This window comes from Burkholderia sp. SIMBA_062, from assembly GCF_046534765.1.
In the GTDB taxonomy this organism is placed as follows: domain Bacteria; phylum Pseudomonadota; class Gammaproteobacteria; order Burkholderiales; family Burkholderiaceae; genus Burkholderia; species Burkholderia ambifaria.
In genome coordinates this window covers 18,029-31,167 of sequence record NZ_JAWRYD010000030.1, presented here as the reverse complement: position 1 = coordinate 31,167, position 13,139 = coordinate 18,029, and the positions used below count along the sequence as shown (strand labels likewise).

The 13,139-nt window shown below is 65.4% G+C and carries 13 protein-coding genes; 8 read left to right on the top strand and 5 right to left on the bottom strand.

The annotated features are described in order from the left end of the window. Nucleotides 1-9: 9 nt before the first annotated feature. The gene (locus SB786_RS27065; RefSeq protein WP_410730160.1) at nt 10-1,128 is read right to left on the bottom strand and encodes a helix-turn-helix transcriptional regulator; all 1,119 of its coding nucleotides are present in this window, start codon (nt 1,126-1,128) and stop codon (nt 10-12) included. A gap of 245 nt (nt 1,129-1,373) precedes the next feature. On the opposite strand from SB786_RS27065, the gene SB786_RS27060 reads away from it, so the two are divergent. The 3 genes from SB786_RS27060 to SB786_RS27050 all read left to right on the top strand — a co-directional run bounded on the left by SB786_RS27060 (nt 1,374) and on the right by SB786_RS27050 (nt 4,841). Continuing rightward, nucleotides 1,374-3,458: a hypothetical protein gene (locus SB786_RS27060; protein WP_410730159.1), complete on the top strand. Its 2,085-nt coding sequence runs from the start codon at nt 1,374-1,376 to the stop codon at nt 3,456-3,458. 444 nt (nt 3,459-3,902) lie between these two features. Beyond that, the gene (locus SB786_RS27055) at nt 3,903-4,562 is read left to right on the top strand and encodes a hypothetical protein (RefSeq protein WP_410730158.1); all 660 of its coding nucleotides are present in this window, start codon (nt 3,903-3,905) and stop codon (nt 4,560-4,562) included. A 48-nt stretch (nt 4,563-4,610) separates the two neighbouring features. Next, nucleotides 4,611-4,841 (top strand): hypothetical protein, encoded by a 231-nt coding sequence (locus tag SB786_RS27050; protein ID WP_410730157.1) that lies wholly within the window; start codon nt 4,611-4,613, stop codon nt 4,839-4,841. Nucleotides 4,842-4,912: 71 nt separating this feature from the next. On the opposite strand, the gene SB786_RS27045 is transcribed toward SB786_RS27050, so the two are convergent. Next, on the bottom strand, nt 4,913-5,809 hold the full coding sequence (locus SB786_RS27045; RefSeq protein WP_410730156.1) for an oxidoreductase: 897 nt from the start codon (nt 5,807-5,809) through the stop codon (nt 4,913-4,915). Between the two features lie 5 nt (nt 5,810-5,814). Beyond that, a complete protein-coding gene (locus SB786_RS27040; protein WP_410730155.1) occupies nt 5,815-7,026 on the bottom strand; it encodes an MFS transporter in 1,212 nt (403 codons plus the stop codon). Between SB786_RS27040 and SB786_RS27035 the strand changes: the two genes are divergently transcribed. After that, a complete protein-coding gene (locus SB786_RS27035; protein WP_410730202.1) occupies nt 6,947-7,126 on the top strand; it encodes a hypothetical protein in 180 nt (59 codons plus the stop codon). The two genes, SB786_RS27040 and SB786_RS27035, sit on opposite strands and share 80 nt — an antisense overlap. A 36-nt stretch (nt 7,127-7,162) precedes the next feature. Continuing rightward, nucleotides 7,163-8,095, top strand: a complete 933-nt coding sequence (gcvA, locus tag SB786_RS27030) for a transcriptional regulator GcvA (RefSeq protein WP_410730154.1) — start codon at nt 7,163-7,165, stop codon at nt 8,093-8,095. A 244-nt stretch (nt 8,096-8,339) separates the two neighbouring features. Here gcvA and SB786_RS27025 read toward each other — a convergent pair whose 3' ends face one another. Together SB786_RS27025 and SB786_RS27020 are read right to left on the bottom strand one after the other, a co-directional pair. Further along, on the bottom strand, nt 8,340-9,263 hold the full coding sequence (locus SB786_RS27025; protein ID WP_410730153.1) for an alpha/beta hydrolase: 924 nt from the start codon (nt 9,261-9,263) through the stop codon (nt 8,340-8,342). A gap of 325 nt (nt 9,264-9,588) precedes the next feature. Then, nucleotides 9,589-11,196, bottom strand: a complete 1,608-nt coding sequence (locus SB786_RS27020) for an AAA family ATPase (protein WP_410730152.1) — start codon at nt 11,194-11,196, stop codon at nt 9,589-9,591. Between the two features lie 362 nt (nt 11,197-11,558). On the opposite strand from SB786_RS27020, the gene SB786_RS27015 reads away from it, so the two are divergent. The 3 genes from SB786_RS27015 to SB786_RS27005 all read left to right on the top strand — a co-directional run bounded on the left by SB786_RS27015 (nt 11,559) and on the right by SB786_RS27005 (nt 13,017). After that, nucleotides 11,559-12,002, top strand: coding sequence for a hypothetical protein (locus SB786_RS27015; RefSeq protein WP_410730151.1), 444 nt, complete (start codon nt 11,559-11,561; stop codon nt 12,000-12,002). A 231-nt stretch (nt 12,003-12,233) separates the two neighbouring features. Continuing rightward, nucleotides 12,234-12,707 (top strand): universal stress protein, encoded by a 474-nt coding sequence (locus tag SB786_RS27010; RefSeq protein ID WP_410730201.1) that lies wholly within the window; start codon nt 12,234-12,236, stop codon nt 12,705-12,707. 34 nt (nt 12,708-12,741) lie between these two features. Continuing rightward, the gene (locus SB786_RS27005) at nt 12,742-13,017 is read left to right on the top strand and encodes a DUF1488 domain-containing protein (protein WP_041490313.1); all 276 of its coding nucleotides are present in this window, start codon (nt 12,742-12,744) and stop codon (nt 13,015-13,017) included. The last annotated feature ends 122 nt before the right edge of the window (nt 13,018-13,139 follow it).

Sequence of the window (13,139 nt, the reverse complement as noted above, 5' to 3'; positions counted from 1 at the left end):
ATCGGCGGGTCAGCCTTCGCGCTTGCGCTGCGGGAGCACCCAGAGCATGCGTCCAACGGCCTCGGCCTGGTTGCGCGAATGGGTCTTCTCGTAGATCGCGCGCAACTGGGTGCGAATGGTCGTGAGCGCCACGCCGGTGTTCGCCGCGCATTCGTCCGGCGTCTTGCCGCAGAGCAGCGCTTCCGCAACGGCCGCTTCGGCGCTCGACAAGCCGAACGCCTGTCGCAACTGTTGCGCGACGACGAGCGGCGCCGCGCTGCGTTGCCTGACCGTGATCAGCATCGTCGCGTCGCCGAAGGTCGCCTGTAGCGCCTGCCCCGACAATGGCGCGATGCCGAGAAAGATTTCATGCGCATCGCTCAGGGTGCTGGACAGCGCAAGGCTCTCGCTCTTGCGCGTCTTCGCGACGCGGCCCAGCGCTGCCTTCAGCGCATCGTTCTGCGGCGCTCCCGCGGCGCTCAGGCACCCGTGCTCGAGCTTGAGGCAGGTCGTCGCGCGCAGCATCGATTCGGCCGCGCGATTGACGAATACCACGTGCGAATGCCTGTCGAGCGCGAAGACGGACAAGCCCAGTTCCTCCATCAGTTCGCCACCGAGCATGGCGTCGCGATGCAGTATGCGCGCGTCCTGCCACAGGTTGATCGAGCGTTGCAGATGTCCCGCCATGCCCGCCAGCGTCGCGCGCTCCTCGGACGAATAGGGCGATCGGCCGTGGGCGCGCAGCAAGCCGAGCAGAATGTCGTCGCTGCCCGGACGCGCGAGGCGCACCCCCATCAGATAGCGAATGCCCGACGGAATCTGGTAGTCCTGAAAGAACTCGCTGCGTTCGACATCGCGCTCGCTCAGATGATCCTGGCAGCACACGAATTCGCCGAGCCGCGCATTTTCGACAAAACCGCGGCGCGGGTCGAGCGCGCCATAGTACTGGTCGTAGAGTGCGACGATGCCGTCCAGCTCGGCGCGCGGCGAATAGATCGAGAACTTCGGCGCGTTGCGGGCGGTATCCCAGCCGAACATGTGAAAAACGTTTGCGCCGAGTGATTCGGATACCTGATGGAATATCTCGAGAAAACCGTCTGGATGCAGCGCGGCCTCATAGAGGTCGCCGATAAGTTGGTCCCGTTGCATGCGTACCCCCGGCGGATCGCGATCTTGGTCTTCGTATAGGGTGCTTTTGTATGACGATATCCGTTCGAATACCGAATTTTTTTCAGGCTAACACAGCTGAATTGCATTCAGGGTCGCATTGTTTCGCGATTTTCATTCACCTGAATGATGAACACAAAAAACGCCTTTGCGAGAATCCCCGTCGACCAGCGTGCATGCGCGGTGCGTAGCGCACCTGACAACCAGAAGACTCTCGGGGAAAAGCAATGAAACTCAAACCTGTCGTGTCCGGTATTGCAGCGCTTGTGCTGTCAGCTTGCGGAGGCGGAGGCAGTTCGTCCTCGTCGCCTCCCGAGCCTGCCGCACAGACGGTCAGCGGTGTCGCGGCGGCCGGCGCGGCGATGCAGGGCGCGACCGTGAAACTGATCGACGCGACCGGCAAATCGGTGGACTGTCCGGCCGATGCCGCGACCGGCGCGTTTCACTGCACCGTGACCGGCTTGACCGCGCCCTTCGCGTTGTCCGCGTACGGCAACGTCGCCGATTCGCAAGCGACCCTGATCGCGCTCAGTGCGACCGGCGGCACGCAGACGATCAACATCACGCCGATCACGAACGCGATCGCCGCGACGATCGTCGGCGACAACCCGACGAAGTTGCTGGGGGACAGCGGGCTGCTGCAAAGCAAGGTCACCGCTCAGGCCGTCGCCGGCACGGTGCAGGCCTATTCGGCGGTGCTGGCCGACGTGCTGGCCGCGACCGGCAACACGGGCGTCGACCTGATTTCCGGGCCGTTGACCGCGGGTGCACCGGGACTCGACCGACTGCTCGACCAGGTGAAGATCAACGTATTGCCGAACGGCGGCGTGCAGATCAGTTCGGTCGCGGGCGCGTCCAGCGATACGCCCGTGCAGCTCGAGCTCGCTCCCGGCGTCGCGCCGCAGGCCAGCGACAAGGCGAGCCTGCCGGCCGCCGCGACGATCGGTGGCGTGGCGGTGTCGAATCTGCCGAGCGCCAGCGATCTGGCTGGATTGCAGAGCGCGCTCAACCAGTGCTTCGCCGGCTCGACCGGCGCTGCGCGCGCGGACGGCAAGGTGCCGGCGTGCGGGCTGATCTTCGTCGATGACGTCGCGTCGGGCGCGTTGAACACCGGTGTGCCCACTGCCTATCTCAACAACGGAATGTCGGTCGACCAGGAGTTCGGCGCTCCGGCCGGCGGCGGCACGCCGGGCCTCGTCGCCGACGATGCGATGAACAACGCAAGCTTCAGCCTGCCGGAAGTGATCCGCGTCGTCGCCGGCGATACGATGTGGGTGAAGCTCGCGTGGACGCGCACCGACGGCATTCGCGACGGCATGCAGCAGCATGTGCAGCTCGCCGTCCGGGCGGCCAGTCTCGCGAGCGGCGATACGGGCTGGCGCGTCGTCGGCAATCAGCGCGCGGTGCTAAGCAAGGTGAACGCGAACGCGCAGAAGTGGGACTGGCTGAATCCGGCCAACCCGATGACCGGCACCAACGCGTTCATCGATTCGCTGAACCTGCAGGTAGGAACCGTCGATGCGGCGGGCGCACCGGTGGACTTCGCGATCGTCAACGGCCCCGGGTTGCGCCATGGCGTGTTCCTGCAGCCGTCGAGCGGCACCTGCGATACGCTGAACATCCGCGCGCAGATTGCAAGCGGGCAGACACCGGCTCAGCTTGCCGCGCTGTTGAAGTCGCCCCAGTGCCGCAATAATTACCGCCTGGCGGGCGTCGCACAGGACCCGGCCAACCAGGGTCTGCTTTCGTGGCCGGGCGATGCGCCGCGCAACAATACCGCATGGGCGAAGCCGCAACTGAGCGCCGCCGAGCTCGCCGACATCAAACCATTCAGCGCGTACACGATCGACGTTTACCAGAACGGCGACACCGCGACGCCGAAATTGCACTATACGGTCCGGCTGCGCACGCCGTCGCCGTTGCCCGATGCGTTGCGCCAGTACGCATGGCACGACGTGGCGCAGTCGACCCGCGACGCGCTGACGCCGGGCAGCGCCGGCACCTTTGCGGGCGGCGCGACGTTCCCGTTGAGCTGGACGTCGAAAGCGGGGCTGCCGTTCGTCAAGCGAGGCAACGTGCAGATTCGCGCAACCGCGGCAGGACAGACGTCGCCGATGTTCGTCAACGGCTCCGCGCGCGCGTTGCCGGTGCAGCCGGGCGCCGCGATCAAGCTCGACGTGCCGGGTGATCAGGGCGCGGCGTTTCCGTCGGTGGCCGGCTGGACGGGGAGCACCGACTTCTCGTTCGTGAACCTGAGCTGGTCGGATACGGGCGACATGCTCTTCTCCGAATCGCTCGAATACGATCGGTGACGGGCATCTTGCCGAGTACGGCCGGTGAGTAGTCGTCCGGCGGAACGGTTCGCCGTTCCGCCGGCTTGTTGTTGTCACGGCGTGGGCGTGGGCGCGCGAATCACGATTTCGTCCGCGTCGATATCGTCGGAAAGCGGCGGCACGGGCAGGATGTCGCGCAGCGCATGCGCGATCCCTCCGGCTCCATCCCGCACCGCGCTGCTTTCTTGACGTGTCGCCGGTCCTCGCCCGTTTCGTCGCAGGACCACGAACGCAAGGGAAGGGCGGCAACCGTGAAGCGCAGCCCGACGACTCACCAGAACCCGAATTGTTGACAGCGCCGCCAGAGCGTCGGTTGCGCGCAAACGTCCCCGTGTCCCACCAAATTTATCCAACCACGCCATTCACGCGCGCGGCGCGCTTACGTCCAACTCAGGGCAGGCTCAATTCATCCAGGAGAAATCGATGACGACAATTTCCACCTCGGGCGGCGAATTCGAGTTCGCCGTGTATGCCCCTTACAACTCGAGCCCGGACGAACCCGTGGGCGGGCGCATCAATGTGGGCGTCGATACGGCACTCTGGTTCCGCGCCGACCGGGACAGCGACAACGTGCGGCTGGTCCAGCTGATCCGGCCGCAGGGACAGTGGATCAACGATCGCGAACGGGAGCGCGCGGCGAACGGCTGGTCACTCGATTCCAACAGCGTGTCGCCCTGGTACGGCACCAATGATCTGGGCGTGCCCCGGCCAAGCGATCTGACGCCGCACATCACGCCGCAGTTGCGTGACTGGATCAAGCAGAGCGGCGTCCAGACGTTGTCGGGCGCGGGCTCCCGGCGCGGCAAGGGCTACCAGCGCGCGTGGATCATCGATACGCCCCGGCACATGGCGGCGCGGGTCGGCGAACTGGTGCAGGTGCGGCTCGTGACGATCGCGGTGGATGTGCAGCACAGCGCCTATCTGGGCGGCGTCGAGTGGGGCTTCAATCTGTCGGAGGCGGGCGTGGTGACGGTGGCGTCCGCGAAGCTCGCGTTCAAGATGAATCCGGCGGGCGATTATCTGCAAGCGCTCGACAACTGGAACGAGCAGGCCGGCAACACGCTGCTCGTGCTGCCAGCCTGAGCGGCACGCGTCGCGCTTGTGGCGAAGACGGCACCGGACATCACGTCGATGGACGGGTTTCTCATCATGCTGCGATCGGCCAACAATGGGCAAGCCACAGCCATTCTGCGCAGGAAGTTTGAAACGCACTTTGCCCGACCGTTATCCGAGCTGCTGCCCGGCGAAGAAACCTCGCAGCGGGCCGCGATGTTTCTAGCCGTCATTGCCGGCTTCCAAGTCATGCGACAGGTGGTCGAGATGGCCGCATTGGCGCAAGCCAAACCGGATCAGTTGAAGTGACAACCAGACTCACCGGAGTCGTTTCCGATGACGGCTCACGCAAGTCGGGTTGGATACCGGATTCTTTGCGACTAGCCGGGACCATCGCTGGCGGCCGCGAGAAGCGGCACGACCAGATCGCTGATCGGCGTCGGAATTCCGCGAGATCGTCCGCATCGCTGCACAACGCCGTTCCGGCAGTCCCATTCCAGGGGCCGGTTACCCTGCCGGTCGGCAAGAATAGACGTCCCCAAATCGGGCGGGAAGCGATGGAACCCGTCGAGGATCTCCTGCGGCACTTCATCGCCCAGCTTCGCGCCCTCCGCACGGGCGACTTCGAGACATTCCCGCAGGTAGGCGAGCGACAGTTCGGTGATGTCGCTTCGCGAGAACATGCCGGCGCGGCGGCCAGTCAGCACCATGAGTCCCGCCACCGCGTTCTGCAAAAGCTTTCGCCACGCGAGCGAGACGAAATCGTCCGCCACCTCGACCGGGCATCGCGTGCCGTGTAACGCGGAGACCACCACGTTGCTCGCCGGCGTATCGGGCACCGTGAGCCGAGGTTTGCCGCGCAGCCACACCGACGCATCCGATTCCCGTTGCGCCGGAAACCAGACGACCGATGGCACGATCGCCGCGCCGGCTGCATATGGCGCGAATGCGGCTGTTTGCTCGACGCCATTTTGCAGCACGCAGACAACCGTCCTCGCATCGCATAGCGCCGGGATCCAGGGTGCCACGCTTGCCACTTGCGTCGACTTGACCGCAACGAACACGAGATCGAACCGTTCGTCGACCGCTTGCGGATCGGTCAGCACGGGCCCGGGCACGACGATCTCGCCGCCATCGAAGCGCAACGTCAGCCGCTCGTGCGCCGAGCGGCCGCAGATCACCGGCGTGCGGCCAGCCTCATGAAGGGCCGCGGCGACGGTCGTTCCGATTGCGCCCGGACCGACAAGGGCGATGGTCGGGTAGTCAGACTTCGTCATGGTGTTCATCCTGTCGAGTGATCTTCGAGATGCGGGCGCAGTGCGAGCGCGAGCGGAAAAATTGCCAGGGCGGTGAACGCGGTGGCATATGTGGCGGCCTGCACACCGATCCTGTCGCCAAGGAAACCGTAGAGGACAGGCGATATCGCGCCCGATGCGATCGTTCCCGTGTAGAAAATCGCGAATGCGCGCTCCGTGCGCTCGGGCGGGGACATCTCCGGAACGGTTCCGTACAGCACGGACGACGTGCCGTTGAGCATCATGCCCAGAATCGGTAGCAGCACCATGGTAAGCGCCAACGGGAGATACATCACGCCGATGATGCACGCGGCCGTACCGCCTTCCGTGAGCAGCACCGTACTCACCACACCCATACGCGCGCCAAGCCTGCCACAGAAGAATTTGCCGGCCGCCCCGCCAATAAAAACCAGCGCAAGGGCCGTTCCCAACAGTTGTGGCGATATGCCTTTTGCGTTGAGCAGGAAAGGCAGAAAGGTAAGCAGTCCCATGCGTACGGCCGTATCGAGTACGCCAATGGAAAACAGCGTGGTGAATCCGCGCTCCCCGGTGCCCCTGCGATGACCGGACGCTTGCTCTTTTGCCGCCGTTTTTCCGGCGCCACGTGGCACGGCGGGAAACCAGAATGCGATGGCCGCGGCAACCACGCAACCCAATCCGGCGACGACCCATAGCGCGTGACGCCACGGCATCATGATCACGAGCAGCGAAATGGCTGCCGGCAGCGCGGATTTCCCCAGATCGCCGGAAAAGTTGTAGAGGCTCAGTGGGCCTCTCGCATCACGCCCATAGGTGCGGGAGATGGCGCCCGATGCGATCGGATGTTGCGTGCTGGATCCACCGCCCGAGATCGCCAGCGCCACGCACAGACCGAGCAGGCCACCCGACGTGCCGGCGATTGCATAGCCCAGCGCGGCGAGCAGCGTGCCTATCGCAAGGACGGCGCGACTGCCCAGGCGTTGCGCGAGACGCCCTGCCGGCAACTGCAGCACCGCCATCGTGCCGGCATAGAGGCCGCGCAGGATAGCCAGCGCCGCGAAGTCGAGTCCGAACTCCGACTGCCATACGGGCAGCAGCGCGTAGATCATGTCGGTATAGCCATCGTGGATTGCGTGTGCAATGCAGGATAGCCACAGCACGCGCGGCCGTGATGGCACAGCGTCCCGCATCGCGGGAGGGGAAAAAACCGGCAAGCGCATGACGTTCTCTCTATACCAGCGGCTGATGGACGCCGCTCGTGGTCTGGTTTTCGGCTCGATGCGTCAATTCTATGGCGGACGCATCAGCCATTTCAATTGAGCTAAAATCGCGTCAATGGAGAGAAAAAGTCACGTCATGGGTGAAAGCCACGGTGCTGCGAAGCATCGGGACGAGTTGCCCCCGCTCAATGCGCTGCGCGCTTTCGATGCGGTCGCGCGGCACGGCAGCTTCGCGGGCGCGGCGGCGGAACTGCATGTCACCCATTGGGCCGTAGGTAAACAGATCCGGCTGCTGGAGGACTGGTTCGGCCTGCCGTTGTTCGACCGTCGTCCGCGCGGCGTCGTGCTGACCGACGAAGGGGCCGTATTGCTGAACGACGTCAGCCACGCGTTCGAACGCCTCGGTACCGCGGTGGTGCGGCTGCGCCACAACACCTTCACGCACCGGATATCGGGCGTCGTGCGGGTGAATGTGCCGATGAGCTTCGCGTTTTGCTGGCTGCTGCCACGGCTTGCCGATTTCCATTCGCGGTATCCCGATATCGACGTCAGGGTGTCGACGACATCGCGCAAGCTGCGCTATGTCGCCGATGCTTTCGATATCGGTGTTCGCTCCGGTCCGGAGCAGGGTGCGGGCGTCGTATCGCGCCCGTTGATGCCCGACCTGCGCGTTCCGGCCTGCAACCCCGCGTTGCTGCGCCAGCATCCGATACAGAGCGTGGCCGACCTGCGCCATCACACGCTGCTGCATTCGGCCACGACGCGCTCCGCCTGGTCGCACTGGTTGCGGGAAGCGGGCGCCGCCGATCTGCGGGCGGCGCGCCATGTCGAATTCGATCACGTGAATCTTCAGCTTGGCGCGGCCATCGAGGGGCTGGGCGTGGCGCTGGCGTCGCTGCCGCTGATCGGGCGCGATCTCGCCGAGGGCCGCCTCGTGTGTCCCATCGCGTCGCCCGTATGGCGCGCGGACGACTACACGCTGGTGACGAATGCCGATCGCGCCGACGATGCCGCGGTGTCCGCGTTCGAGCAATGGCTGGAAGGCATGGCGAGCCAAGAGGTTGGATAGGCTGGCAGACCAGTCCAGGGAGGCGCACCCATCCGGGCCCACCCGCTGACGCTACGCGTCGGGCGCTAGTAACCCAATACGGCAATACCTCCACATGTTTCACCCCCTTTGCGGAAAAATTTCGACGGGCGCCGGCCAAGTGTTGTTTGAAGTCCGCGTTGCGCCGCCGGTGACGGACAGGTTTAGCCGAGGCGGGATCCGATGTCCCTGGCCGGAACGGTAGGTGCACTGATCATCAAATCAACTATGCCGCGGCAGGCCCACCAAGTTTCTCGCTGAAGAAGTCGTTGAGCTTCGTTACGGCGGCATCGACATACGGCACTGTGTCGTACAGCGCGACGTGGGTAGCACCTTCCACCCAAAACAGCTCCTTGGGTTCCTGTGCGTTCGCGAAGGCGTCCGACGACATCCACGACGTGGCGGCCTCAGTGCCGACAATCATCAGCAGCGGGCGTGGCGCGATTGCATCAATGAGCCGGAAGGCGTCGAAGTGCGCAATGCGATCCACGCTGTTCCAGGTGAAGAACGTGGCCGAGCGCGGGTGATGCGCGCGCGCGGAGCAGTAGTATTCCCAGCCTTCGAACACGTGCCGGTCGCTCACGCGTGCCTGCGCTTCGGTCGGGAAAATCTGAAACACGCCGACGCCTTCGCCGTTTGCCTCGGCTGTGCGAGCCGCGGCGGCGGCATCGAGCATGCTTTGGAATATCGCGGGATTCTGCCGGCGGTCCGCACCGAAGCGAAATTGCAGGCTGATGTCCGCGGCGCTGACCGTCGCCACTGCTTTGATGCGTGGGTCGGTGGCGGCGGCCGGAATGAGGTAGCCGCCGGAGGCGCAGATGCCCAGCGCACCGATGCGGTCCGGATCGACGTTCTCGCGTGTCGTGAGGAACGAGACCGCGGCCTTGAAGTCCTCGATGCGCTGGGCTGGATCCTCGAGTCCGCGCGGCTCGCCATCGCTTTCGCCCTGATGGGCCGCATCGAAAGCAAGCGCGATGAACCCTTGCCGCGCCAGATGCTGCGCGTACAAGCCGGCTGCCTGCTCCTTGACGCCGGCCCCGGGGTGGCCCACGACGATAGCGGGACGCAGGATTCCGGCTTCGGCGGGCTGAAGGTAGAGGTGGCCGGCGAGCTTCATACCGGCGCTGTCGAAGGTGACGAATATTTTCATGGTCGATCCGATGGGATTCAAAAGCGGCGCCGCGTGGCGTCTTCGGCGTGTCGACAGTACAACCCATCAACGTATCGGCCATGTTTCCGCGACAGGGGCTTCGTGTATGCCCGCTTCTCGGAAGCAGCGATGGATACAGTGCGATACAAGCGCCCGCTCATCCCTATACATGATGGCGGCGCGTTTGCGTGGCGGTGCGCTGGCATGAGGAGTGCCGGGGCATCGACGGTTGGAATCGCGAGCAGGTTTCGCAGATTGCACACACTGACTGCTTTGGCCGCCGGCGCCGGGCCGACTTGTTCCGTCGAGGTCTCGCACCGCGAGCTTACGTACGTAGCGCGGCGCGCAATGGCGCCCAGAATGCGTGGCTCCCATACGCCGCGACATCGCAATCGGTGTCGAAACGAATCGCGATCGCAGCTTCCGCTTCGGTCAGCGGGTCCGCACGCTCGATTTGTCGTGCCAGCACGGCGGCGTCGGCATCGGAGGCATCGCGTCCGCATGCCGCCCGCGCCGCGACACGCGCGGCGAGCGTTGCCTGGCTCGCGGTGAAATCGAGAATCGCGACGCGCACGCCGAGCCGTGCGGCGAGCGAGATGAACGCCGCGCGGTTGCGTTCGCGCAGGAACGTCGCGTCGACGATCGCCGTGTAGCCGCTGTCGAGCACGACGCCTGCCTCTGAAAGCAGCCTTTCGTAGATCCGGTGGATCGCCGTGTCCGAATAGGCGCCGCGCGGCAGACGGTTGTCCTCGGGAACACCGGCATCCCGCTTGCGCTCGACGTCGCTGGACAGCCGGATCGCCCCGAGCCGCTCGGCCAGCGCGCGGCTGGCCAGCGATTTGCCGGAGCCGGACACCCCGTGACACAGGAGGAGCATCGGTTGCGCATCGCGTCGTGCATTGGCCATGGCCGACGCAATGCGCAGATAGCGGACGCGCGCCGCTTCGTCACCGCGTAGTCGCGCGGTCAGCGCGCGCACCAGTGCCCGATAGACGAAGTAGCACGGCAGCACGCCCAGTGCCGCATGGTCGCCCGTGCGTGCCAGCCATCCGCAAAGGAGGCGGTGAGCGCAATCCTCGCGCCCGTGTGCGGAGAAATCCATCAACGCGAACGCGAGATCGCTCGCCACGTCGATCCAGCGCAGCGTGTCGTCGAATTCGATGCAGTCGAACATCAGGATCCGGTTGCGCCAGCGGACGATATTGTCGAGATGCAGATCGCCGTGGCACGCGCGCACGAATCCGTGCGCATGCCGATCGGCAAGCCGCGGTGCGATGCGGGTCAACTCGGCTTCGTACCAGGCGCGCAGCGCGGCTTCGTCCGTCACGGCGACGTCGAGCGTGTCGAGCAAAGGCCGGCACTGGGCCGCGACGCACTCCGCACTGCCGGGATGGCCGCGCGGGGCACGGCGCGGCGCATGCAGATGATGGCGAGCCAGCATGTCGGCGAGGGCGTCCGCATCCGCCAGCCCTTCATCGAGCGACGCGCTGCGGACCGACAACATCGCGCGCGCGTCGAACCGGCGCATGCGCACCACGTACTCGCCCGGTGATGCCGTCTGCTGCCGCTGCCGGCCCCCGCCGGTCTGCGCCGGCGCATCGAACGCGCATCGTCGGCCGCGTTCGACGAGGGGCCAGACGCCCAGGTACAGCGGGCCGGCGAACGGTCGATTGAGCGTGCATTCCGCGAGCGCGCAGCGGCGCCGCCGCGCGGGGCGCACGAGATCGACGAAGGCGAAACGCACCGGCTTGATGCGCTTGTACGCGTAGCGCCCCGCCAGATAGACGACGGACAGATGGGTTTCGATCCGCTCGATGCGGCCCGCAGGGTGCGGATACGTGGCGGGCCGACTCAACGCGCGATCGAATTGCATCGCCTTCCTTCGGGCATTTCCGCGGCCCAGCGCGAACGGTACGTGAGGCGTTCGGGACATGATGGACGGATCGGTGTGGCGGGGCGCGCGTCGTCGTTGCCGCACCGCGCAGGTTGGATTCGAACGAGAACGGCACGTTCTCGTCTGCTCGATTTTGTTGGATCGGTGCGGCAAGCCACGCGCCACCACTCGACGGACTCCATTGCAGCCGAGCAGCGCGCGTGCCGACTTGATACGAGTCAAGCTCCGCCGCGCAAGAGGACGCTTGATGCAAGTCAACCGCGCTCGGGAGAGCGGCCATACAGTCGGTTCCAGCACCCGTGAACGCGTGACCGCGCGCGACGACATGGCGGGACTGGCGGCCGCCGCGCGCGGTCATGTCGCTCGATTGCGGGCGGAACTCACGGGCCGACGAGGCATTCATGATGAAACGACGAGCATTGATGGTCGGTGTGGTGCTTGCGCTGGGCGCATGTGCGGGGGCAGACCGGGCCGGAACATTCAGGACGACGGAAATGCAACTGCTTGCAATGCGTCAGGCAGCATCGATGCAATGCTCGACGCCTTCGGAATGCGATCGCGCCTGGATTCGCACGCGCCGCTACGTCGAAGCCCATTCGTCAACCCGAATCACGCGAGCGAGTGCCGACCGAATCGAAACGGCGCAACCGTATATGGCTGGAGAAGTCTATCTCTGGGCGTCGCGCACGGCATCGGGCGACGGCGGCACGGTGATCCGGCTCAAGGCGATGTGCAAGGGTATGTACGACAGCAATGGCGGCCCGGGGTGGCAATACGATGCGTGCGCCAGGAAAGTCCTCGAGATAGGGAACGGTTTTCAATCGTACGAGAACCTGCCCGGTTAGCGGCGAACGCCGCCGCCCCTCGACAATACGGTCTCTCACGTCGCGGTTGCCCGGATCCGGCGCAACGGCGGCTGGCGGGCGGCATGCGGCGATGGCCGCCCGTGGGGTCGCGGGCCGATTTCGATGCGATTCCAAACCGTTGACCTCGGTCAACGCGGGCTTGCGTCGAGTGCCGATGATGGAAACGAATCCGGACGCCGCAAGCGCGTCCGTTCTTTGCGCGAGGCTCGCATGTACACGAATATCATGGTCGCGACGGACGGCAGTCCTTCCGCGAAACAGGCGCTCGACGAAGGTCTCAGGATGGCCAGGCTATGCGGTGCCCGGTTGTTCGCCGTTTTCGTCGTCGACAAATCGACCCTGTTCGTTTACCGCGGCCGCATGGAGCCTGAAGCCTTGCTCGACGAGATCCGGCGGCATGGCGCGGCAATCCTGCGGGATGCCGACCGGACGATCTCGCGCGCGTCAGTCAACGGCGAGACGGAAATCATCGAGACCGATTTCGGTCAGGACGTCGCGGAGCGACTTCAGCAATACGTCGTCGACCATTCGATCGATATGGCCGTGGTCGGCACGCACGGTCGACGCGGTGTCCGGCGGCTGGTGCTCGGCAGTGTCGCCGAACGCTTCATCCGCACGTCGAGTTGCCCGGTCTTACTCGTGCGCGGCGACGATGCCGCGCACGCCGCCGTCGCGGCGGCCTAGCGTCGCTGCCATGCCACCTGCCCAGGCGATCATCATGCAGATCTCGTTTCCTTCCGAACACCCGATGTATTGCGGCATCGACCCCGCGCTGAGCTTTCCGGCACTCGTCGAAGGCCGCCGCGTGCACTGTGCGATCACCGCGGCCGCGCTGGAAGATCACTTCCGTGCGGCGTCACCTCGCGAGCAGGATCTCGTCGACGCCTTTGCGCGTCATCGTCCCGCCATCGAACGCGCGGCGCGCTGCCTGCTCGAGGAAGTCGGCGGGCGGCCGATCCTGCTTCACAGCGGCTATTTCCGGTTCTGCACGTAATCGGCGTCCGCCCTTGACGCTCACCAGGCCAGAAGAAGCTCACGATCGGCTGATCGGGTGACCGGCAGCGGACGATGCCGACACGCATCGCGCGCGGCCGACGAAGGCCTGATAGCCGGTCA